The sequence below is a fragment of the Actinomyces capricornis genome (assembly GCF_019974135.1).
Lineage (GTDB): Bacteria > Actinomycetota > Actinomycetes > Actinomycetales > Actinomycetaceae > Actinomyces > Actinomyces capricornis.
This window is the reverse complement of the sequence record NZ_AP025017.1, coordinates 2,713,430-2,735,956: the sequence shown is the minus strand read 5'-3', so window position 1 is coordinate 2,735,956 and position 22,527 is coordinate 2,713,430. Positions and strand designations below refer to the sequence as shown.

Here is a 22,527-nt window from a genome sequence, read left to right as displayed (position 1 = left end):
GACAAGCACTACCCCGACCACCCCCTCACTCGCCCGCCAGCACTCCTCCCGCGGCGAGGTAGCACTTGCCGCACAGGGACTCATAGGTGATCTCACCGGCGTCGATGGCCACCTGGTCGCCGTCGAAGACATAGCCGCCCTCCCCCGCCCGCCCCGGGGCCGCGATCCTGCGCGCATTGAAGATCGCCTTGCGCCCGCAGCGGCAGATGGTCTTGAGCTCCTCCAGGGAGTGGGCGATCTCCAGCAGGCGCCGCGAGCCGGGGAAGCTCAGGGTGCGGAAGTCGGAGCGGATCCCGTAGGCCAGGACCGGGACGTCGTCGAGGAGCACCAGCTCCATGAGCTGGTCCACCTGGGCGGCGGAGAGGAACTGGGCCTCGTCGACCAGCACGCAGTCCAGGACCCGGTGCAGCGCCTCCCCCGCCTCAGCGCCCCACTCCCCCAGGGCCCGGCACCGCACCAGCTCGCGCAGGTTGTCACCCTCCCCCACCAGCAGGTCCACCCGGCGGCGCACCCCCAACCGGGAGACCACCATGTCATCGCCCTTGGTGTCGACCACGGCCTTGATGATGAGCACGCGCTGGCCGCGCTCCTCGTAGTTGTAGGCGGTCTGGAGCAGTCCCGTGGACTTGCCAGAGTTCATGGCGCCGTAGCGGAAGTAGAGCTTGGCCATCGATCCCTCCCCGGCGCAGGCGTCACCGGATGTCAGTGCAGCTGGACGATGCGGATGCTACCCGCCAGCAGCACCGCGGCTCGCGGCACAGAGAAGACACAGTACCTTCATATGCGACGACGCTACTGTGCCTCCCATGGTCCGTGCCCATCACCTGCCCGCCACCTGGCGCACCGCGCGCGCCAAGACACTGGCCGTCCTCGCCGTCATCTTCCTGGGTCTCTTCTCCTGGCTGGCGCTGAGCGCCACGCACAGGAGCGGCCCGGCCCTCTACGACCAGAGCGTCACCGACTGGGCCATCACCGTACGGACAGCCCCGATGACGGCGATCATGGACGGGTTCTCGGCCCTGGGCTCCACCCCGGGCCTGACGATCCTCACCCTGGTCTGCGTCCCCGCCCTGGTCTGGGCGGGCCGCCGCACACAGGCAGCCGGCCTGGCCCTGGCCATGATCGGCTCCTCCCTGCTGACCGTGGCGCTCAAGCTCCTCTTCGGCCGCGAGCGCCCGAGCACCCACACGCTCCTGGGCGATCCGGCGCTGACCCTGTCCTTCCCCTCGGGGCACTCCTTCAACACGGCGGTCTTCGCCGGGGCGCTGGCCTGCTGCGTGCTGCTGGGAGGGGCCGGGCTCCTGGGCAGGGTGCTGGCGGTGGTCGCGGCGGTGGGCACGACGGCGATGGTGGGGGCCTCCCGCGTGTACCTGGGGTACCACTGGATGACCGACGTGCTGGCGGGCTGGTCCCTGGGGGTGGCGTGGCTGTGCCTGGTGGCCCTGGCCATCCTGTGGCTCCAGGGGCGCCGTTACCGGCCCGGGGAGGCATCAGCGGCCGGTCCGGCCGCTCAGGCAGCGCAGTCATAGATTCAGTCATAGACGGCCTCGATCCACCACCGGCCCGAGCGCATGAGCAGTAGCGGCGGCCCCGTGTCGGTGGTGACCTGCAGGTAGGCGCGGCGCTTGGGGCCCTGGGGGGTCCACCACCCCTCATCCATGGGCCAGGGGCCCGCCCAGGACAGGATCCTCAGCTCGGCGCCGCCCCTGTGGGGCCAGCCGTCACTGCCGTCACCGCCTTCGATGCGGATGGTGGCGGGATCGCCGTCGAGCTGGCCGTGGATGTCGACGCCCAGCTCGCGCCCGCGGTCATCGTGCAGGGCGGCGGGACGGGGGCGGGCCAGGACCAGGGAGGGCGAGGGCCGGGGCAGGGCATCCGCCCAGGCAGGGGTCGTAGAGCCCGCTGCAGGGGCCCCGGTGCGGGCGGTCCTGCCGGCGCTCCCGGTGCCGGCGCCCGGCTGCTCGCCCCAGGGGGTCAGGCGCACGCGCGAGCGGGGGTCGCGCCCCTCGATGAGCAGGGGCACCTGGACTCCTCCCGCGCCCAGGAGGGACTCCACGCGGTGGGCGGCACGGGCGGCGCGGGCGGCAGCCTGCTGGTCGGGGGCCTGCCACAGCCCGGCCTGGGAGGCGCCGGCCGCGCTGAGCTCCAGGGCGGTCAGGCTCAGGCGCGTCAGGGGCGCGGTGGGCGGGCGCCCGCTTCTGCCGGCGAGCCACCCCTCGAGCTGCCAGCGCACGCGGTCGGTCAGCTCGACGGCGCTCGGCGTGGTCTCCAGCAGCCACAGGCGGGTCAGCTCGCCGCCGTCCTGGCACTGGGCCTCCACGCGCAGGCGCCCGGCTGCCGCGCCGGCGGCCACGAGGCGGTCGGAGAGGTCCTCGGCCAGGCTGCGGGCGGCGAAGGCGGCGGCGTCGGCGCGCTCCACGGGCGGGTCGAGGCTGATGCCCGCCGAGATGTCCTTGGCGGGGCGCGGGCCCCGCGGCACCTGGTGGTCCGTGCCCGAGGCCAGGCGGTGGAGGCGCGCTCCGATGATGCCGAAGCGCGCGGCGACGTCCTTGAGGGGCAGGGCGGCCAGGTCACCCAGGGTATGCAGGCCGAGTCTGGCCAGGATCTCCAGCAGGCCGAGCGCCTCCTGGCGCAGGCGGCGCGTGGTCAGGCAGTCCAGGGCGGATCTCAGGGGGCGGGGGGCCAGGAACTCAGGCGTGGCCCCGGGTGGGACGATCGTGCTCTGGCGGGCGGCCAGGACGGCTCCGGGCAGGGAGTCGGCGATGCCCACCTGGCATTCGACGTCGGCACCCCGGGCCAGGGACTCGATGAGGCGGGCGGCCAGCTCCTCCTCTCCCCCCGCCCACCGGGCCGGGCCGCGAGCGCCCGAGACCGCCAGGCCGGGGCGGGCGACGAGGGGTGCGGGCAGGTGGGCCTCCAGGGCGTCCATGACGACCTCGAAGCTGCGGGCCTCCCGTGGGGGCTGGGTGGGCACGAGGGTCAGGCCGGGGCACAGGGAGCGGGCGGTGCGCAGGGGCATTCCCACTGCCAGGCCGGCGGCGCGGGCCGGGGCGGAGGCGGCCAGTACCTCGTGGGCGCCAACGACGGCCACGGGCTCCAGGGCGGGGTCGGGCAGGAGGGGCCCTCGGTGGGGTGCGGTGGTGCGGCGCTGGGCGCGGGCCTCCAGGGTCAGGGCGACCACGGGCCAGTCGGGCACCCAGATGGCGACGAGCCGGGGCGGTGAGGGCGTCGGGGACGGCGGAGTCGGCAGCGTGCTCATCCCGCCTCCTGACGGCCCGGCAGAGCGGCGGGCGCCTCGGTGGGCGGGGCGGTGGGGGTGGGTTCGAGGGAGGCATGGCTCAGGCCCTCCTCGCCGAGGACCAGGGTGGTGGCGTCCTGGCCGCGCCGGGGATCGGACAGTGACCAGGTCAGGCGGCGCAGGTAGCCGGTCTCCATCTCCCGGGCAGCGGGAGGGGGCGGGCAGGGTGGGCGCAGGGGCACGACGACGCCGGCCCCCTCGGATCGGGCCTCCTCCCGGCCTGCGTCATCGGCGTTGAGCAGGGCGGCCTCCAGGGTGAGGGCCTCCTCCCAGGGGGCGCTGGTGAGGATGGTGGCGCGGCGCTCGCGGGCCCGCGCGGCCAGGAGCCGGCGGTGGCGGGGGCGCAGGGCGGTGGCGTCCCGCTGCCCGATGAGCAGGCCGCCCACGCCGTCGAGCAGGGCGGTGGCGGCGGCCAGGATGGCCGCGGGCTCCAGGCCGGCGGTGGGCACGACCAGGACCCGGGACAGGTCGAGCCCCAACTCGTGGGCCGCGCACCACCCCAGGTCCTGCCCGCCGAGCACCGCGCACCAGCCGTGGGTCCCCTGGTGCATGGCGAGCGCGGCCAGCAGGAGTGCGGTCGATCCGCTGATGCTGACGGCCCCCGGACTCCCGGCGCCCAGCCGGCTCCAGGGGTCTCGATTGGAGTCGTGCTCCCGGCGGGAGGGGGCAGGGCCGTGGGCGGGGGTGGCGCGCAGGGCGCGCTGGACCTCCTGGGCGCCGCTGGAGGACAGCCCGACCCGCTCCTCGGCCCGGACCAGGGCCCGTCGGGCCGCGCTCAGCCGTGCGTCCTGCGGTGTGCCCTGCGGTGCGGGCGGCCGCGCGGCGGCCTGCGGTCGCTGCGGCACCACCGGGACCTGAGCAGCCCAATCCTCCGCCCGAACCACTGCCTGAACCACTGCCCGCCTCCTGTCCTGCCTCACGGCCCCTCGCAGCCTCACCCCAGCATCGAACGTGTGTTCGACTCAGGATATGAGGATAGCGCCTCCCGGCGACACCTCACGCGGCTCCGACCGTGCTTCGCCGCCGCTTGCGGTGACGCGCAGGCGCCGGGCCGTCTAGAGTGGAGAGCCATTCCTCAAGCACCGCGATCCTCTGGAGGCTCCTCATGGCATCCGATCTCTCACGCCCGCGCCCGCCCGCCCCCTACGACCTCCTGCCCGCCGTCCCCTCCTTCACCCTCACCTCCCCCGATATCGCGGAGGGCCAGCCCATCGCGGATGCCTTCACGGGCATCCACGACAACATCTCCCCCGCACTGGAGTGGTCGGGCTTCCCCGAGCAGACGCGCTCCTTCGTCGTGTCCTGCTTCGACCCCGATGCCCCGACCCCCTCGGGCTGGTGGCACTGGACGATCGTGGACCTGGACGCCTCGGTCACCTCCCTGCCCCAGGGGGCGGGCGCCAGCGACCTCCAGCTCGACGGCGCCGCCTTCCACCTGGCCGGCGACAGCGGCGACCACGCCTGGTTCGGCCCCTACCCGCCGGCGGGCGACGGCGACCACCGCTACATCTTCGCCGTGCACGCCCTGGACGTGGACACCCTGGGCATCGACGACGAGACGACCCCCGGGGCCGCCGCCTTCCACCTGCTCTCCCACTGCATCGGCCGGGCCCTGCTCACCGCCACCTACAGCGTTCCCGGGCAGCCCGGCGAGCCCGCCTTCCTCAAGGAGGGCAAGTGACCCCACACTCCGGTGAGGCCCCCGGGCTCCGCTCGGGGCGCCGTCGCCGCGGCAGCGAGGCCTTCACCCCGGCCTTCGGCTTCTCCGCGGCCAGCACCTTCGGGCGCCACCAGCGCCGCCCCGTCGCGCTGGTGACCGGGGCGACCTCGGGGATCGGGCTGGCTGTGGCCCGCGACCTGGCCCGCGACCACAACATCATCCTCATGGCCCGCACGGTCAAGGACCTCGAGGAGCTGGCGGCCGCCCTGGAGGAGGAGTCCCGGGCGGCGGTCCTGGTCTGCCCGGTGGACCTGACCAATGACACCGCCGTGACCAGGACGATGGGGCGTCTCCAGCTCGACAGCCTCGATGTCGTCGTGCACTGCGCGGGGGTGGAGGCCACGGGGGCCGTGGACCGGCTCACCCCGGCGCGCTGGCGCTCCGTGCTGGACCTGGACCTGGTGGCGGTGGCCCATCTGACCAGCCTGCTGCTGCCGGCGCTGCGCGAGGCCCGGGGGCTGGCGGTCTTCGTCAACTCCGGTGCGGGCCTGCGCTCCAGCCCCGGCAACGCCCTGTACAGCGCCGCCAAGGCCGGCCTCAAGGCCCTGGCCGACACCCTGCGCGAGGAGGAGCGCGGGAAGGTGCGGGTGACCACCATCTACCCCGGGCGGGTGGACACCCCCATGCAGGAGCGCCTCCACGCCCTCAAGGCCGCACGCCTGCGCACCGAGGGGCAGACGGTTCCGGCCTACCGCGCCGCGGACCACATGACGCCACAGTCCGTGGCCTCGGCCGTGCGCCTGGCGGTGAGCACCTCCATGGACGCCGTCGTGGAGGACCTGGCCATCCGGCCCTCGGGGATGCTCTGAGGGCTCCCGCAGGGACTCCCGTGACCAGGCCCGACCAGCCCGCCCTGATCACTGGCCCCCGGGGAAGCCCAGGGTCCGCCAGGCCTCGTACAGGCCGATGGCCGCGGAGTTGGCCAGGTTCAGGGAGCGGTTGCCCTCCACCATGGGGATGCGCACCCGCGCGCTGATGCGCGCATCACTCAGGATCCCCTCGGGCAGGCCGGTGGGCTCGGGGCCGAAGAGGAGGGCGTCGTCGGCACGCCAGTCCACCTGGGTGTAGAGGGTGGGGGTGTGGGCGGTGAAGGCGAGGATCCGCCCGGGCACCGCCTCCAGGCACTCCTCCCAGGTGGCGTGCACCCGGGTGCGGGCCAGGTCGTGGTAGTCCAGGCCGGCACGCCGCAGCTTGGCGTCGTCCATGTCGAACAGGGGGTCCACGAGGTGGAGCATGGCCCCGGTGTTGGCGCTCAGGCGGATCGCGGCCCCCGTGTTGCCGGGGATGCGCGGCTCGAAGAAGATCAGGTGCAGCACGGCGCCCATTGTGGCACCGCCGTGGTGCTGCCCCGCAGGCGGGGCGGGGCGCCGTGCTGCTGCGGGATCAGCCCAGGGAGTCCAGGACGATGTTGAGCCCCTCGCTCATGGTGGGGTGGGTGATGACGGCGTCGCGCAGCTGGCGCCAGGTCAGGCCCCCCAGCATGGCCATCTGGACGCTGGTGACCACCTCGCTGGCCTCAGGCCCGATGATGGCGGCACCCAGGATGAGGTCGGTGCGCGCATCGACGATGACCTTGTAGAAGCCCTCGGTGCGCCCCAGGGTCTTGGCGCGCGGGACGGCGGCGGTGGGGGTCTTGGCCACGCGCACCTCGTGGCCCGCGGCCCTGGCCTCCTCCTCGCCCAGGCCGACGTGGCCCAGCTCGGGGGTGGTGAACACGGCCCAGGGGATGAGGCGCCCGGCGGTGGAGGCCTCCTTGCCGGCCAGGATGTCGCGCAGGACGCGGAAGTCGTTCCAGGAGGCATGGGTGAACTGGGGGGTGCCCGCGACGTCGCCGGCGGCGTAGACGCCCTCGGCGGTGGTGCGCAGATGGTCATCGACGACGACGAAGCCGCGCTCGGTCAGCGCCACGCCGGCGGTCTCCAGGTCGAGGCCCTCGGTGACGGGCCGGCGCCCCAGGGCCACGAGCAGGTGGGAGCCACTGGCCTGGCGGCCGTCCTGGGCGGTGACGACGATGCCCGGGGCCCCGGCCTCGGCAGGGCCGACGCTCTGGGCGCGCGCCCCGGTGAGCACGGTGACCCCCAGGGCCTCCAGGTCGGCGGTGACCTGGGCGGCGACGTCGGCGTCCTCGCGGTCCAGGATGTGCTCCCCGGCGTGCATGAGGGTCACCGGCACGCCCAGCAGCCCCATGAGGGAGGCCATCTCCACGCCGATGACTCCCCCGCCCAGGACCACGAGGCTGGTGGGCAGCTCGGGCAGGGTCAGCAGGTCCTCGCTGGTCCAGTAGGGCACGTCGGCCAGCCCCTCAATCGGGGGCACGGCGGGGGTGGTCCCGGTGTTGATGAGCACGGTGGTCCCGCGCACGCGGCGAGTGGAGCCGTCGGTCAGGGCGATCTCCACGGTGCGCTCGGCGATGAAGCGGGCGGTGCCCATGACGAAGTCCATGCCCGAGCCCGGGTAGAGCGTGTCGCGGTGGGCGGCGACCATGCCGCCCACGACCGCCTCCTTGCGGGAGCGCAGGGCGGCCAGGTCGATGCGGGCCCGGGCCAGGGCGCCGGCGCCGCCATCGGCGGGCAGCTCGACGCCGTAGGCTCCTGAGCCCTGGACCTCGTGCAGGACGCGGGCGGCGGAGATGAGGGTCTTGGTGGGGATGCAGGCGACATTGATGCAGGTGCCGCCGATCTTGTCGCGCTCGACCATGACGACGCGATCCCCGGCCTTGGCCCGCAGCATGGCCAGGGACTTGCCGGCCTTGCCTCCCCCGACCACGAGGAGGTCGACCTCCTCGACGGCGCCCCCGCCCTGCTCCTGATCCTGTGCCCTCTCCTGCGCGGTGGTGCTGGCCTGGTCGGTCTGGTTCGTCATCGGTGTCCTTCCCCTTCTTGTCCTGCCCGCGCGCCTCATGAGCGGGCCCGGCCTGCGCCGACTGGGCGGGCCACACGGATGAGAACAGTGCGGGCGGGGCGCTTCCTTCCTGCGGGGCCGGACGGGAGTGGGCGATTCTGCTCACACCGACATCCCCGGCGACTGCTCTCCTCCTGCTCCCAGACTCACCGGGGACTCGGGCGACGGGCAACTGCGTGCTGCTGGAGAGCAGGCGCTCGGGCGAGGAGCGAGTGGAGGTCTGCATGGTGCAGGCCAGCGATCTTGTGGATGTCAACCATGTTGTCAAGAGGAGCCTGGCTGTACTCAAGGCCTCCTTCCTACCGATGGATGTGGCAGTGTGGAGCGCTCAGGCATGACCTATGACGGGATTACCCCGGTAGGTGTGCCAGGAGAGTGGCTCCTGTTTATGGATGCGGCGGTGTTCGAGCGCGGGGGAGGCGCTCATCGCCCAGGGGTGCGACGCTCCACGTTGTTCGCGCCCGGGATAGTGGTGGCGACCCTTCCGGACGCAGAGGTGGTCGAGGGTCTGGGCATCACTCCCGGCCGAGACGGCGCAGCCCGGCGTCGAGCATCTCCAACAGGGCAGTGAAGCTCTCCTCCACAGGCTCGGGGCGGGCGAAGCCGCCTGCGATCTCGATGTCCACGAAGCCGTGCAGAGCGGCGCGGGTCATGCGCACCGCATCGATGAGGCGCTCTGAGGGGATCTGGTAGCCCTCCAGGGCTGCGATGACGATCTCGACTGTGCGCTGGGCGCTGGCGGCCAGAGCCCCGGCGTGGTGCTGGGTCAGGGGGTAGAGGCCGGGGTGGTCGTGGGCAAAGCGCCTGTAGGCCTCCCCCAGTGCGCGCAGGGCGCTCGCCTCCGACTTTCCCATGACGGAGGCGGCCAGTGCCTGGGCCAGCATGTCCACGGCCAGGGATGCCACCCGGCCCACGAGGTCCTCCAGGCCTCCCACGTGCTTGTAGAGGCTGGGTGGCGCCACGCCCATCTCCCCGGCCAAGCGGGCCAGGGCCAGTGCCTGGAGCCCCTCGCGGTCGACAAGCTGCGCTGCGGTGTCGGTAACGCGCTGGGGGGTCAGTCCCGCTCGCGGCATGAGCGCACTCCTTCGCGATCGGCGCTCGCGACCCAGCCTGCGTCCCGTCCTTGAGGCGAGCACCCCCGGGCCAGGCTGATGATCGACGACGATACTGCGGCGGGCCGCTCCAGCATGGGGGCGTGGCCGGCCCGGGGCACCATGAGGATCTCGGCGCGCGCCGCCTGGCCGCCCAGGGCGCCGGCCGCCCATGCGGCCTCGGCGGCCGGGTCTTTCCAGTCCGGGTCCTCGCAGCCCATGACGATGAGCGATGGGCAGGCGACTCGCTCCAGCCAGGGTTCCACGACACGGTGGTCGGTGCGGGCCGTGCGCTGGAAGGCGCGCCAGCGGCCGGGCCCGCGCAGCCGCGCGGTGAGCTCCGCCGCGCGATGCGGGGCCTCTGTGAGTCCCGGCCACAGGGAGACCGAGTACCTGCGCCACAGCCGGGGTCCCCAGGGCCTGAGTAGGAGGAGCCGGAGGGCCAACGGTATGAGGGTCCTTCCCAGTGGGCCCGCCGGGCCGCGCAGGAAGGGGCCGATGAGTACGAGGGCGTGCACCAGATCGGGGCGGCTGCCCGCCACGATCACCGCCGAGGCGGCGGACATGGAGGCGCCGATGAGGATCGCGGGGCCGGCATCGAGGTACTCGATGAGGGCGATGAGGTCGTGGGCGGTGGGCTCATCGCCGTAGGACTCGAAGGTGGCATCACTCTCACCATGGCCCCGGAGGTCTGCTGCCACCACGCGGAATCCCGCGTCGGCCAGGTTGCGGGCCAGGGGGTCGTAGGCCTGGCGCACGTCCCCCATCGCCGGTGAGCACACCACCAGCGGGCCACTGCCCGACTGCGAGAAGGCGATCCGGCCACCCGGCACATGAAGGTAGCTAATGTTCATAGCCATAACCCTAGTATAGTTAACTGCGATCCTTCAAGGGCCCCATCACCCGAGAGGCCCCGCCACCGCCCAGACTCGACGGCGTAGCCACCGAGGACAGTGCAGCCGCTGACCGCGGCGCCGTGCCGTGAGGGTCCAGGGGAGGTCATTTTGGCGATGTCACCTCCGCTCACACCCCGCGAGACCGGCTCACCCGAATCACGCTCAACCGCACACCGGCAAGCCCACCACAATCAGCGCCAGCCCTAATAAGAGGTTGCGCAGGTAGGTGGGTGGTGGCGCTGCGCGGTGGTAAGCGTCGGCCGCAGATTGCAGGGCTCACCTGCACATTGCAGGACTCGGCTGCACTTTGCACCCCTGGCAGACCTGCAAAGTGCAGCCAACACCTGCGAACTGCAGCCGTCCCCCGCAAAATGCCGACGGCGCCGCCCCCGCAGGACACCACCGCCCGCTAAGCGACTGCGCAAGCAGATAGGGGCTGCACCTCGTGGTGCCGACCCTGCCTACCCGCGCAGTCTCTCATCGACGCGGTAGGTGCAGAGATCCTCCACCCCTGCTCGCGCCAGGCCACCTCAGCGCGACGCATTCCACCCTCCCTGAATTCACGCCAGCTCACCTGGACACATTCCACCCCAGGTGACATCACAAGAACGACCTCACATGTGGCACCCCAGCGGCCAGCCGGGACGGCCCACCGGTGAGGGCGCGGGGCACGGAGCCAACCGGGGGCACAGCCAGGGACACAGGGGCACAGATCAGAAGAACAGTTCGCGGCGGGGTCGGGCGCGCTTCTGGAGCAGGTCGGTCACTGGAAGATTGAGGTACCAGGCGACGAGCTCCACCTCCGTGATCCCCCACTCCACCCGCCCCCTGTACCTCAACGACACCGCGGAACGCGAGAGCCCCAGGATCTTGGCGATCTCCGCCTGGGACACCCCGACCCTCGCCGCCTCCAGGCGGATGTTGCCCGCAACCACCTCGGCCAGGCTGCCCTCCAGCACCGCTGACCCGCGCGCTCGACCACGAGGCCGGTCCTGAGACCAGTCGTGGGACCTGGATGGGGACTGAGCCCGGTACCTCCCCGCCTCATGCCCCCGCGCCGCCGGCACCCTAGTGCCGGGCCCGCCCGCCTCGGGCCGATCACCGGGAGCCTGCCAGGGATCAGCATCCCAAGACCCCCGGTCCTCACCCCACGACTCCAAGCCGCCGGCGTCATCGACGTCGCCATCCGGGGTCCACCCCGTCACCGGCCATAGATCAGCCATCGTTCCTCCCACCCAGTCCATCGCATCCACTGCGGCAGTGTGCGCACATGTGGTGGTCATTGTGGGCATCAGTACGACACCCACGCCCGGGCAAGGCGCCAGGGCTGTGGACAGGCCGGCGCGCAGCAGTCAGAACCACTGCCTGGGGAGCGCAGTCGCACCCGGCGCAGGGCCGAGGACGGCCCCAGGCAGCATCCGATGCTCGGTGAGGCCCAGAGCCAGGTGGCGCTCAGGCCCGAGTGGCGAGCTGGCGCAGCACGTACTGCAGGATGCCGCCGTGGCGGAAGTAGTCCGCCTCGCCGGGGGTGTCGATGCGCACGACGGCGTCGAAACCGATCTGCGTGCCATCGGCCCTGGTGGCCGTGACCGCCACCGTCCTGGGCGTCACGCCCTCGTTGAGCGCCGTCAGGCCGGTGATCGAGAAGGTCTCGGTGCCATCCAGCCCCAGGCTCGCCGCCGACTCCCCCTCGGGGAACTGCAGGGGCACCACGCCCATGCCGATGAGGTTGGAGCGGTGGATGCGCTCGAAGGACTCGGTGATGACCGCCCGGACCCCCAGCAGGGCCGTGCCCTTGGCCGCCCAGTCGCGCGAGGAGCCCGAGCCGTACTCCTTGCCGCCCAGGACCACCAGCGGCACGCCCGCGGCCTGGTAGGCCTGGGAGGCGTCGAAGATCGACTCCTGCTCGCCGGTGAGGAAGTTGCGGGTGTAGCCGCCCTCGACGCCGTCGAGCAGCTGGTTGCGCAGCCGGATGTTGGCAAAGGTGCCGCGGATCATCACCTCGTGGTTGCCGCGGCGCGAGCCGTAGGAGTTGAAGTCGGCCCGCGCCACCCCGTGCTCGGCCAGGTAGCGCCCCGCCGGGGAGTCGGGCTTGATGGCACCGGCCGGGGAGATGTGGTCGGTGGTCACCGAGTCGCCCAGGAGCGCGAGCACCCGGGCGCCCTCGATGTCGCTGACCGGGGTCAGCTCCATGGTCAGCCCCTCGAAGAAGGGGGCCTTGCGCACATAGGTGGAGGACTCGTCCCAGGCGAAGGTCTCGCCCTCAGGGGTCTCCAGGCTGCGCCAGCGCTCATCACCGGCGAAGACGTCGGCGTAGTCGCGCGTGTACATCTCCCGGTCGATGGTGGCGTCGATGGTGGCCTGCACCTCGGCGGGGTCGGGCCAGATATCGGTCAGGAAGACCTCGTTGCCCTCCGAGTCGCGCCCCAGCGGCTCGGTGGCGAAGTCGAAGTCCATGGTCCCGGCCAGGGCGTAGGCGATGACCAGGGGCGGGGAGGCCAGGTAGTTCATCTTGACATCGGGGTTGATGCGCCCCTCGAAGTTGCGGTTGCCCGAGAGCACCGAGACCACCGCCAGGTCGGCCTCGTTGACGGCCTCGGAGACCTCGGCGGGCAGCGGGCCGGAGTTGCCGATGCAGGTGGCGCAGCCGTAGCCCACCACATTGAAGCCCAGCTCGTTGAGGGCGGGCCACAGCCCCGCCTTCTCGTAGTAGTCGGTGACCACCTGGGAGCCGGGAGCCGTGGAGGTCTTGACCCAGGGCTTGGAGCGCAGGCCCCGGGCCACGGCGTTGCGGGCCAGGAGCCCGGCCGCCACCATGACGCTCGGGTTGGAGGTGTTGGTGCACGAGGTGATCGAGGCGATGGCCACATGCCCGTGGTCCAGCTCGGTGGCCGTGCCGTCGGCCAGGGTCACCGCGGTGGGCCTGGAGCGCTCCGAGGCGTAGGAGGGCAGCACCGAGGCGAAGGCCTCCTTGGAGGCACTGAGGTCGATGCGGTCCTGGGGCCGCTTGGGGCCGGCGATGGAGGGGACCACCGTGGACAGGTCCAGCTCCAGGTACTCGGAGTAGACGGCCTCGCGCGAGGGGTCGTGCCACAGGCCCTGGGCCTTGGTGTAGGCCTCCACCAGGGCCACGTCCTGCGGGGAGCGCCCCGTCAGGCGCAGGTAGTCCAGCGTGACCTCGTCGATGGGGAAGATCGCCGCCGTCGAGCCGAACTCGGGGCTCATATTGCCGATGGTGGCGCGGTTGGCCAGCGGCACCTGCGCCACGCCCTCGCCGTAGAACTCCACGAACTTGCCCACCACGCCATGGGCGCGCAGCATCTGGGTGATGGTCAGCACGACGTCGGTGGCGGTGGCACCGGCGGGGATGGCCCCGGAGAGCCGGAAGCCCACCACCTTGGGGATGAGCATGGACACGGGCTGGCCGAGCATGGCGGCCTCGGCCTCGATACCGCCCACGCCCCAGCCGAGCACGCCCATGCCGTTGACCATGGTGGTGTGGGAGTCGGTGCCCACGCAGGTGTCGGGGTAGGCCTGAGTCACGGCATCGCCGTCGGGGCCGGTGGCCCGGCGGGTGAAGACGGTGCGGGCCAGGTACTCGATATTGACCTGGTGGACGATGCCGGTGCCCGGGGGCACCACGCGGAAGTTGTCCAGCGCCCCCTGCCCCCAGCGCAGGAACTGGTAGCGCTCGGCGTTGCGCTCGTACTCCAGCTCCTTGTTGCGCTCCAGGGAGCCGGCAAGCCCGAAGGAGTCGATCTGCACCGAGTGGTCGATGACCATCTCGGCGGGGGCCAGCGGGTTGATGACCTCCGGGTCGCCCCCCAGGTCGGCCACGGCCTCGCGCATGGTGGCCAGGTCCACGATGCACGGCACCCCGGTGAAGTCCTGCATGACCACGCGGGCCGGGGTGAACTGGATCTCCGTGTCGGGCTCGGCCTGGGGGTCCCAGTCGGCCAGGGCGCGCACGTGCTCGGCGGTGACATTGGCGCCGTCCTCCGTGCGCAGGAGGTTCTCCGCCAGCACCTTGAGGCAGTAGGGCAGCCGCTCCAGGCCGGGAACCGCGTCGAGGCGGAAGATCTCGTAGGCGCGCCCGCCCACATCGAGCAGGTCGCGCGAGGCGAAGGTGTTGATACTGGCCACCGGGTTGCTCCTGTCAGTCAAGCTGGTCCGCATCCTCCCCGCCTGCGCGGGGTCTCCACGGCGGAGGCTACCCAAGGCCGTGTCATCCGCCGTCAATGACTGCCCGGGCCTCCCTGGTATCGGCACACCGCCGCCCATTTACGTCACGGCGCCCGCACACAACCTCCCAGGGCCCTGCGTCCAACAGGAGCGCCAGGCCCGCCGCCAGGGGCCTGCACCGGGGCGAGCGGCGACCGCACCAACACCGCCGACGGCGCAGCTCAAGCATCCAGCCATGTGACCCGGGTAACGATCCAGTTCCCCTCAGGGGCGCCCGGGGGATCGCCGGACTGGAGAGCCGGACTGGAGAACTGCCGCCTGGCGGCCCCGGGGCGTCGCGCGCCCGATATCAATTCGATGACGACCGCCGTCGCATCACGGCGCCGCGGCCCGGGGAATAGGACCGCCGCACCCGCCCGCTCATTCCTCCGGGCTACAACACGGTAAACATTAGCGGAATCGGTTACTTCTGGACCGAGGACTTCATAGAATCCCTTCAAACCGCCCCCTCTTTCGGAAGGGCGGTCCTTGCATGTCTACTCCCACCTATTCTCAGATGGAGGCGCTGATGCCGATTCAGCTTCCCCTACCTCGCCGCAAATACGCGGCTGCCGTCCTCGCCGCTGTGCTGCTCATGCTCGGAGGCCTCGTGGCCCTCCTGACCCCCGCCGCACACGCCGACCAGAACACCGGGGTCAAGGTGACCTTCGAGCCCCTGGTCCTGGCCGACAAGGACGGTCAGGAGTTCCCGGGCAAGCCGGCGCACCAGGAGGACCCGGTGCGCATGAGGTTCGCCTGGGACGCCTCCGCGGCCAATCCTCAGCCCGGGGAGTCCTTCTCCATCACCCTGCCCGCGGAGTACCGCTACCGCGAGATCGGCCGCAAGGACGACCTCATCCTGGGCAACGGCACCAAGGTCGGCGACTGCGTGACAACCTCCGATACCCTCACCTGCACCTTCAACACCGCGATCAGTGCGGCCACCGAGCTCAAGGGCTCGGGCAACCAGATGATCGTCGCCCAGAAGGTGACCCAGACCAATAAGACGACCTTCGACGCCAACGGCACCCAGACCGAGATCTTCCACCCCAACAATGAGCCCATCCTGCCCATCGCATGGGTGGAGAAGGACCTGGGCAAGTACGCCAACTCCCTCAAGCGCGAGTCCAGCGCCCTGACCTGGCACATCCAGTTCAGCGGCACGACCATCGCCAACCACCTCAAGGCCGCGGACGGCACGGTCAGCACCGTGACCTTCACCGACGTCGCCGGCGGGGGCCAGGTCCTCAACGCCGACAAGGGCACCTGGTACGTGCGGGTCAACCCCAAGCAGTACGGCGGCGGAGCCGACGCCTACTTCGACGTGGCCAGGGCCGACGGCACCGTCATGAGCGCCGAGCACGGCACCTTCACCCTGACGCCCACCATCGGCGAGGACGGCATGACCGCCTCCGTGACCCTCACCCGCACCGACGGCGCCTTCGACCCCGAGGCCAACTACGAGATCGTCTACCAGTCCCTGGCCGAGGGCGGCAGGATCGTCCCGGGCAAGGTCTACACCAACAGCGCCACGCTCAAGGGCGGTGCCGGCACCACGGTCAACGCCCAGATGAGCTACAAGGACCCCATCTCCTACGACGTCCAGCTGACCCAGGGCTTCGGCTCCTTCGGGGTCAAGAAGTACATCACCGGGGCCCACCAGGACCGCGTCACCGCGGACACGAAGGTCACGGTCACAGTCGCCTACGAGCTGCCCAAGGGCACCACCGAGAAGGACTACCCCGCCTGGACCAACAAGCCGCCGGCCAGCCCCTACACCATCGAGGTCGCCGCGGGCCAGCAGCAGGCCGCAGCCGCCCTCTACCAGTTCCCCAAGGGCACCGTCATCACCCTGACCGAGCAGACCGACCCCAAGGCCCTGCCCGAGTCCCTGGCCTGGGGGTCGAAGATCTTCTCCATCGACGGCACCGAGACCCCCGACACCACCACCTTCACCGTGGGTGAGAGCGTGACCGCCGTGGGCCTGTACAACGAGGTGGTCGAGGTCCCGCCGGTGGTGCCCAGCCCCGAGCCCTCGGTCACGCCCGAGCCCAGCCCCGAGCCCTCGGTCACGCCTGAGCCCGAGCCCTCCCAGGAGCCCAGCCCCTCGGTCACGCCCGACCCCGGCCCGGAGCCTAGCCCCTCGCTCATGCCCGAGCCCAGCCCGGAGCCCAGCCCCTCGGGCAATGTTGTGCCGGTCCTGCCCACGCCGAGCGACACGCCGACGACGACTCCCCCGCAGAGCACCGGCTCCCTGGCCCGCACCGGCGCCAACGTCCTGGTGGCCCTGCTGGTCAGCGGCGGTGTCCTGGTCACGGGAGCCATCGCGCTGGCGGCACGCCGTCGCGCGGAGTGAGGCGCTCAGTGAGCCATGAGCCTCACTGAGTAGGCCCAGCGACGAGGCGGGCCCCAGTCCTGAGAGGAGAGGACTGGGGCCCGCCTCGTGCCATGCCCGCCGGCCCTCAGCCGCGCTCGAGCACGCAGATGGTCTCGAAGTGGTGGGTGTGGGGGAACATGTCCAGGGCGCTCATGGCGGCCAGGCGGTAGCCCGAGTCGAGGAGTGTGGCCAGGTCGCGAGACAGGGCCGCCGGATCGCAGGCGACCAGCACGATCCGCTCGGGCCCCAGGGCGGCCAGGGCGCGGCAGACCTCGCGGCCCGCGCCCTGGCGCGGGGGGTCCAGGACGACGACGTCGGGCCCGCCGCCCTCGAAGGCCGTTGCGGCCCGGGCCACCGATCGGGCCGTGACCCGGCCGGTGGCCAGGTGGGCGCGGCTCCAGCCGTGCAGGTTGCGCCGGGCATCGCCCACCGCTCGGCCGCTGGACTCCTGGGACAGGACCATCCCCGAGGAGCCCACGAGCATCGCCAGGGGCAGGGTGAACAGGCCGGAGCCGGAGTACAGCTCCAGGACGCGCCGCCCCGAGGCGGCCTGAGCCAGATCCGAGGCCGGCGCCGCCGGATCAGGACTCGGCTCCGCCCCCAGGGCCGCGCGCACCACGCGCTCGACCAGCACCTGCGGCGCCTGGTGGTGGATCTGCCAGAAGCCCTCGGCGTGCACCGAGTAGTGCAGCTCGCCCAGGCCCAGTCCGCCGGCCTCGACCAGCTCCTCCACCCGGCGCCTGCCGGTGGAGCGGGCCGAGGAGGTCAGCACCCGCCCATCGATGAGGACCAGGGGCTCTCCGGCGCTGGGGGCGATGGCCTCGATACGGGCCCCGGGCCGGTAGTGCTTGCGCCAGCGCGAGCGCTCCAGCAGGCCGATCTCCTGGATGGCGGGCACCGCCAGGGGCAGGGTCTCCAGGGGCAGGACCGTGCCGGAGCGGAAGACGTGCATGCCAGCACGGCCGTCGGGGCCCACACTCAGGGACACCCGGGTGCGGGTGGCCGTGCCCGGTGCCCGACGGCGGGCCCGGCCGGGCTCGGTGCCGTCGGCCTCCGAGGGCATGGGCTCGATGCCGATGCTGCCCGAGCCTGCCGCCTCGGGCAGGGCTGCCACGGCCTCCTGGACCTGCGGCCCGCCGATGCGCCGCAGGCAGTCGGCCAGCACCCAGCGCTTCCAGGTGCGCTGGGCGGGCAGGGCCACATGGGCCAGCTCCCCGCCGCCCACGCCCCCGGGCCCGGCCTGCGGCCACACCGAGGCGACCCGATCGGGCGAGGCCTGGAGGATCTCGACGGCGTCGGCCCGCCAGATCTTGGCGTTCTTCTCCGTCATCCGGGCGCGCACGCTCTCCCCCGGCAGGGCGTGGCGCACGAAGATCACCCGGCCGGTGGGGTCCTGGGCGGGGCGTGCCACGCAGTGGCCCCCGTGGGCGGGCGGGCCCACGCTCAGGGTGATCTCCTCGGCGCCTGCAGGCGCCCGGCTCGCGGCTGGGGGCTGGGACTGGGAGGTCATGCTCGCTCCTGGGGCTGTGGCGGCTGGTGGGCGGGGGTGGGGCGCAGGCGCCGGTCCTCAGCGCGGCGCGCGGCCACGTCGGTGTCCGCGATGCCCTCGGGAACCGAGCCGCGCAGCCCGTGGTGGATGTGGGTCTGGCCGGGGCGGCCCAGGAGCCAGGGCACGGAGGCCACGACGACGCCCGGGGTGAACAGCAGCGCGGTCTTCAGGCGCAGGGCGGTCTGGTTGTGCAGGATCTGCTCCCACCAGTGCCTGACGATGTACTCGGGCAGGAAGACGACGACGAGGTCGCGGGGGGACTCGCGGCGCACACTGCGCACATAGTTGACCACCGGGCGGATGAGGTCGCGGAAGGGGGAGTCCAGGACGGTCAGGGGCACCGGCAGGTCGGCGTCCTCCCAGTGCCCCAGGAGGCGCTCGGCGGCCCCGTCCCCCACATCGACGGTGACGGCCTCGATGGAGGTGGGGTGGGTGGACTGGGCGTAGGTCAGGGCCCGCAGGGTCGGCTGGTGGAGGCGGGAGGCCAGGACGATGGCGTGGACCCGGGCGGGCAGGAGGCGGGCGTCGCGCAGGTCGGCGATGGCCAGCTCCCCGCTCACGCGCCGGTAGTGGCGCCGGATGCGGTGCATCAGCAGGTAGAGCAGGGCCATGATGAGCAGGGTGATCCACGCCCCGTGGGTGAACTTGGTGGCCAGGACGACGATGAGGACCAGCCCGGTGCCCGCCACGCCCAGGGTGTTGATGGCGCGCGAGCGCCGCATCCGCCTGCGGGCGGCGGGGTCGGTGGCGGTGGCCAGGCTGCGATTCCAGTGGCGCACCATCCCGATCTGGGAGAGGGTGAAGGAGATGAAGACGCCCACGATGTAGAGCTGGATGAGCCGGTTGGTACTGGCCTGGAAGCCGATGATGAAGGCCACGGCGCCCAGCCACAGCACGAGGATGCCGTTGGAGTAGGCCAGGCGGTCGCCGCGCTGGGACAGCTGGCGGGGCAGGAACTCGTCACGGCCCAGGACGGAGGCCAGGACGGGGAAGCCGTTGAAGGCGGTGTTGGCCGCCAGGACGAGGATCAGCCCGGTCACGGCGGTGACCAGGTAGAACATGGGGCTGAAGCCGGCGAAGACGGTGGCGGCGATCTGCCCGATGACGGGGTCCTGGTGGTAGTCGGGGCCCACGGGGGCGCCCTGGTCGAGCAGCTGGGTGGAGGGGTCCTCCACGACGCGCACGCCGGTGGCGCCGGCCAGGTGGATGATGCTCATGAGCATGGCGGCGGCGATGGCGCCCAGCAGGAGCAGGGTGGTGGCGGCGTTCTTGGACTTGGGCCGCTGGAAGCTGGGCACGCCGTTGGAGATGGCCTCCACTCCGGTCAGGGCGGCGCAGCCCGAGGAGAAGGCGCGCAGGATGAGGAAGGCCCCGGCCAGGCCGGTCAGTCCCTGGTCCCAGCCGCTGTGGGCCACGACCTCCAGGTCGGCGCTGGGGGCGCGCCCCAGGGCCCCGGTGGCCTCCTGGACGAATCCGGCCACGGCCATGGCGCCGATGGCGGCCATGTACAGGTAGGTGGGGATGGCGAAGGCGCCGCCGGACTCGCGGCTGCCGCGCAGGTTGAGCAGGGCCAGGAGGGTGACGACGCCGACGGCGATCTGGACCTTGTAGGGGGCCAGGGAGGGCAGGGCGGCGGCCAGGTAGCCGGTGCCCGAGGACACCGAGACCGCGACGGTCAGGATGTAGTCGCACAGCAGGGCCGAGGCCACGACCAGTCCGGCGCGTGGGCCCAGGTTGGTCGAGACGACCTCGTAGTCGCCGCCGCCGGAGGGGTAGGCGTGGACGGTCTGGCGGTAGGAGGCCACCACCAGGGCCAGGACGGCCAGGACGGCCAGGGCGATCCAGGGGGAGATGGCGGTGGCGGCAAGGCCTGCGATGGCCAGGGTGATGAGGACCTCGTCGGGGGCGTAGCCGGCGCTGGACAGGGCGTCGGAGGCGAAGACCGGCAGGGCGATCCGCTTGGGCAGGAGGGTCTGCCCGAGGGCCTGGCTGGGCACTGGGCGACCGACCAGGAGCCGCTTGAGGCGATCAGCGAAGTCACGCACGGGAGCCGATGGTAGTCCACCTCGGTGGGCGGCCGGGGTCTGGAGTACCGTTGCGCCCGTGCACTTCGTCATCATGGGCTGCGGACGGGTGGGGGCCTCCATGGCCGCCCAGCTGGACCGGATGGGCCATTCGGTGTCCGTCATCGACAGGTCGTCGGATGCGTTCCGACGGCTTCCCGCCGATTTCACGGGCAGGAAGGTCAAGGGGGTGGGCTTCGACCGCGATGCGCTGGAGCAGGCGGGTATTGATGAGGCCCACGCCTTCGCGGCGGTGTCCAACGGGGACAACTCGAATATCGTCTCGGCGCGCGTGGCCCGCGAGCTCTACGGGGTGGAGCGGGTGGTGGCGCGCATCTACGACCCTCAGCGCGCCGATGTCTACGAGCGCCTGGGCATCCCCACGGTGGCCACGGTGCGCCAGACCGCTGAGCAGATGATGCGCCGGATCCTGCCGCACAGCACGGGGCGGGAGGTCTCGGACGCCTCGGGCGAGGTGGCGCTCATCGTGCCGGACTTCTCCCCGCAGTGGGCGGGGATGCCGGTCAGCGCGGTGGAGGAGCGCACGGGGGCGCGCGTGGCGTGGATCTCCCGGGGCGGGGGCGCCCTGGTGCCCCTGTCCACCACAGTCGTCCAGGAGCATGACCGGCTGCATATGGCGGCCCTGGCCACCCGCCTGGTCGCGGTGCAGCGCACCTTGTCCCGTCCGCCCGTCCAGGAGGTGTGAGTCGTGAGGATCCTCATCGCCGGAGCCGGTTCCGTGGGCCGCTCGATCGCCCGTGAGCTCATCAGCCACAGTCATGAGGTGGGGCTGGTGGACCGCTCCCCCGAGGCCATGCGCATCGCCTCGGTGCCCGAGGCCGACTGGCAGCTGGCCGACGCCTGCGATCCCAGTGCCCTGGAGGCGGCCGGGGCCGGGGAGTGCGACGTCGTCGTGGCGGCCACGGGCGACGACAAGGCCAACCTGGTGATCTCACTGCTGTCCAAGACCGAGTACGGGGTGCCGCGCACGGTGGCCCGGGTGAACAACCCCAAGAACGAGTGGCTCTTCGATGAGACCTGGGGGGTGGATGTGGCCGTGTCCACCCCGCGCATCATGACGGCGCTGGTGGAGGAGGCGGTGAGCATCGGCTCGCTGGTCTCGCTGTTCCACTTCCACCAGTCGGGCGCCTTCATGCACGAGCTGACCCTGCCCGACGACTCCCCGGTGATCGGACTGCGCGTGGGCGAGGTCGAGCTGCCCCCGCACACAGTGCTCTCCGCGATCCTGCGCGACTACCGCCCCATCCGCCCCGATCTCGACGAGCGCTTCGAGCGCGGCGATGAGCTCATCTTCCTCACCGCCCGCGAGGGCGAGGCGACCCTGGGGCAGATCCCGGAGGTCTTCACCGCCGCTCCCGCTGCGGGCGGGGACGGGCGATGAGCCAGGCCAGCCACACGCACACCAGGTACAGGGGCACCCCCAGGACGAGCCGGGCCACCCCCAGGGCGCCCAGGGCCGAGGCCCCGGCGAGGTAGAGGGGCACCTCGACCACCAGGCGCAGGGCGAACATCCCCGCCAGGACGGCGGTGGCCAGGGTGTGGCGGCGCTGCTCGCCGGCGGTGGGCCGCTGGGGCTGGTGGTCGGGGCCGGTGCGGGTGGAGTGCCACAGGCCGATGAGCAGTCCCACCAGGGGGCGGCGCACCAGGATCGATCCGGCGGTGACCACCAGCCACACGGCGTTGATGAGCAGGCCGGTGGCGTAGAAGTTGGAGGCCTGCCCCGAGCGCCAGGCCCAGGCGGCGCTGATGAGGGCCAGGACCGCTCCACTGAGGACCTGGGTCAGGCCCTGACGGGCCAGCAGGCGGGCGATGAGGGCGATCGCGCTCAGGGCCAGGGAGGCCAGGATCGCCGGTAGCAGGGCCGCGGGCCGCAGGGCCAGGATGGCCACGAAGACCAGGGTGGGGGCCACGGATTCGATGAGGCCGCGCCAGCCGCCCACGGCGGCGCCGATATCGAAGCTCTCGGCGTCGATGGCGCCCAGGCCCCCGCGCTTGGTCGGCTCATGCGTGCTCATTGTCCGGCTCCCAGGATGGTGTAGGTGGGGTTGTAGATGGTCGGGCGGCTGCGGCCCGCCAGGACCATGCCCTCGACGATGAGGTGGACGCCGGGGCTCACCCCGGCGATGGAGCGCCGCCCCAGCCAGACCAGGTCCACCGAGCCGGTGCCGTCGAAGAGCTGGGCGACCAGGACCGGCTTGTGGGACACGGGCCGGTAGGTGACCGCGCGCAGTACCCCGGAGACGCAGGCCCGGCTGCGGGGGGTGATGCTGGAGATGGGGATGGTGCCGCGCCGCTGGGCGGAGCGGGCCTCGTCCTGGGCCTGGATCTGCTCGCGGTCGGCCCGCACGAGGTCGAGCAGTGCGCGCAGCGCCCCACCCAGGGGCGCCATG

19 protein-coding genes are annotated in these 22,527 nt (G+C 72.2%); 6 read left to right on the top strand and 13 right to left on the bottom strand.

Going from position 1 to position 22,527, the window contains the following annotated elements:
* Positions 1 to 25: 25 nt before the first annotated feature.
* Positions 26 to 670 carry a thymidine kinase gene (locus MANAM107_RS11220; protein WP_223908438.1) on the bottom strand — a complete coding sequence of 215 codons (645 nt, stop codon included), beginning with the start codon at positions 668 to 670 and terminating at the stop codon, positions 26 to 28.
* 136 nt (positions 671 to 806) lie between these two features.
* On the opposite strand from MANAM107_RS11220, the gene MANAM107_RS11215 reads away from it, so the two are divergent.
* Positions 807 to 1,529, top strand: coding sequence for a phosphatase PAP2 family protein (locus MANAM107_RS11215; RefSeq protein ID WP_223908435.1), 723 nt, complete (start codon positions 807 to 809; stop codon positions 1,527 to 1,529).
* Positions 1,530 to 1,531: 2 nt separating this feature from the next.
* Here MANAM107_RS11215 and MANAM107_RS11210 read toward each other — a convergent pair whose 3' ends face one another.
* Together MANAM107_RS11210 and imuA' are read right to left on the bottom strand one after the other, a co-directional pair.
* Entirely contained in the window at positions 1,532 to 3,259 is a 1,728-nt protein-coding gene (locus MANAM107_RS11210; protein WP_223908433.1) for a DNA polymerase Y family protein, read from the bottom strand.
* Entirely contained in the window at positions 3,256 to 4,143 is an 888-nt protein-coding gene (gene imuA' / locus MANAM107_RS11205; RefSeq protein ID WP_223908429.1) for a DnaE2-dependent mutagenesis accessory factor ImuA', read from the bottom strand. Before imuA' ends, MANAM107_RS11210 begins: the two co-directional genes overlap by 4 nt.
* Positions 4,144 to 4,403: 260 nt before the next feature.
* Between imuA' and MANAM107_RS11200 the strand changes: the two genes are divergently transcribed.
* Positions 4,404 to 4,979 carry a YbhB/YbcL family Raf kinase inhibitor-like protein gene (locus MANAM107_RS11200; protein WP_223908426.1) on the top strand — a complete coding sequence of 192 codons (576 nt, stop codon included), beginning with the start codon at positions 4,404 to 4,406 and terminating at the stop codon, positions 4,977 to 4,979.
* Positions 4,976 to 5,827, top strand: a complete 852-nt coding sequence (locus tag MANAM107_RS11195; protein WP_223908422.1) for an SDR family oxidoreductase — start codon at positions 4,976 to 4,978, stop codon at positions 5,825 to 5,827. The genes MANAM107_RS11200 and MANAM107_RS11195 overlap by 4 nt, the downstream gene beginning before the upstream one ends.
* A gap of 48 nt (positions 5,828 to 5,875) precedes the next feature.
* Here MANAM107_RS11195 and MANAM107_RS11190 read toward each other — a convergent pair whose 3' ends face one another.
* The 6 genes from MANAM107_RS11190 to acnA all read right to left on the bottom strand — a co-directional run bounded on the left by MANAM107_RS11190 (position 5,876) and on the right by acnA (position 14,049).
* On the bottom strand, positions 5,876 to 6,334 hold the full coding sequence (locus tag MANAM107_RS11190; protein WP_223908419.1) for a tRNA (cytidine(34)-2'-O)-methyltransferase: 459 nt from the start codon (positions 6,332 to 6,334) through the stop codon (positions 5,876 to 5,878).
* Between the two features lie 67 nt (positions 6,335 to 6,401).
* Positions 6,402 to 7,748, bottom strand: coding sequence for a dihydrolipoyl dehydrogenase family protein (locus tag MANAM107_RS11185; RefSeq protein ID WP_263421965.1), 1,347 nt, complete (start codon positions 7,746 to 7,748; stop codon positions 6,402 to 6,404).
* A 686-nt stretch (positions 7,749 to 8,434) separates the two neighbouring features.
* Positions 8,435 to 8,992: a TetR/AcrR family transcriptional regulator gene (locus MANAM107_RS11180; RefSeq protein ID WP_223908412.1), complete on the bottom strand. Its 558-nt coding sequence runs from the start codon at positions 8,990 to 8,992 to the stop codon at positions 8,435 to 8,437.
* Entirely contained in the window at positions 8,974 to 9,870 is an 897-nt protein-coding gene (locus tag MANAM107_RS11175) for an alpha/beta fold hydrolase (RefSeq protein WP_223908409.1), read from the bottom strand. Before MANAM107_RS11175 ends, MANAM107_RS11180 begins: the two co-directional genes overlap by 19 nt.
* Positions 9,871 to 10,619: 749 nt before the next feature.
* Complete coding sequence (locus MANAM107_RS11170) at positions 10,620 to 10,865, bottom strand: helix-turn-helix domain-containing protein (RefSeq protein WP_223908406.1); 246 nt, start codon at positions 10,863 to 10,865, stop codon at positions 10,620 to 10,622.
* 493 nt (positions 10,866 to 11,358) lie between these two features.
* Positions 11,359 to 14,049 (bottom strand): aconitate hydratase AcnA, encoded by a 2,691-nt coding sequence (gene acnA, locus MANAM107_RS11165; protein ID WP_223913139.1) that lies wholly within the window; start codon positions 14,047 to 14,049, stop codon positions 11,359 to 11,361.
* 607 nt (positions 14,050 to 14,656) lie between these two features.
* Here acnA and MANAM107_RS11160 point away from each other — a divergent pair.
* A complete protein-coding gene (locus MANAM107_RS11160; RefSeq protein WP_223908404.1) occupies positions 14,657 to 16,483 on the top strand; it encodes a DUF7926 domain-containing protein in 1,827 nt (608 codons plus the stop codon).
* Between the two features lie 106 nt (positions 16,484 to 16,589).
* Here MANAM107_RS11160 and MANAM107_RS11155 read toward each other — a convergent pair whose 3' ends face one another.
* Together MANAM107_RS11155 and MANAM107_RS11150 are read right to left on the bottom strand one after the other, a co-directional pair.
* Complete coding sequence (locus MANAM107_RS11155; protein WP_223908402.1) at positions 16,590 to 18,014, bottom strand: class I SAM-dependent RNA methyltransferase; 1,425 nt, start codon at positions 18,012 to 18,014, stop codon at positions 16,590 to 16,592.
* Positions 18,011 to 20,098 (bottom strand): APC family permease, encoded by a 2,088-nt coding sequence (locus MANAM107_RS11150; protein WP_223908399.1) that lies wholly within the window; start codon positions 20,096 to 20,098, stop codon positions 18,011 to 18,013. The genes MANAM107_RS11155 and MANAM107_RS11150 overlap by 4 nt, the downstream gene beginning before the upstream one ends.
* Positions 20,099 to 20,156: 58 nt before the next feature.
* Between MANAM107_RS11150 and MANAM107_RS11145 the strand changes: the two genes are divergently transcribed.
* Together MANAM107_RS11145 and MANAM107_RS11140 are read left to right on the top strand one after the other, a co-directional pair.
* Positions 20,157 to 20,822, top strand: a complete 666-nt coding sequence (locus tag MANAM107_RS11145; RefSeq protein WP_179901423.1) for a potassium channel family protein — start codon at positions 20,157 to 20,159, stop codon at positions 20,820 to 20,822.
* 3 nt (positions 20,823 to 20,825) lie between these two features.
* Positions 20,826 to 21,518 carry a potassium channel family protein gene (locus MANAM107_RS11140; RefSeq protein ID WP_223908397.1) on the top strand — a complete coding sequence of 231 codons (693 nt, stop codon included), beginning with the start codon at positions 20,826 to 20,828 and terminating at the stop codon, positions 21,516 to 21,518.
* Here the strand turns inward: MANAM107_RS11140 and MANAM107_RS11135 are convergent.
* Positions 21,481 to 22,152 carry a DUF3159 domain-containing protein gene (locus MANAM107_RS11135; RefSeq protein WP_223908394.1) on the bottom strand — a complete coding sequence of 224 codons (672 nt, stop codon included), beginning with the start codon at positions 22,150 to 22,152 and terminating at the stop codon, positions 21,481 to 21,483. The genes MANAM107_RS11140 and MANAM107_RS11135 overlap by 38 nt on opposite strands.
* The gene (locus MANAM107_RS11130) at positions 22,149 to 22,526 is read right to left on the bottom strand and encodes an OB-fold nucleic acid binding domain-containing protein (RefSeq protein ID WP_179901420.1); all 378 of its coding nucleotides are present in this window, start codon (positions 22,524 to 22,526) and stop codon (positions 22,149 to 22,151) included. The genes MANAM107_RS11135 and MANAM107_RS11130 overlap by 4 nt, the downstream gene beginning before the upstream one ends.
* Position 22,527: the final 1 nt, after the last annotated feature.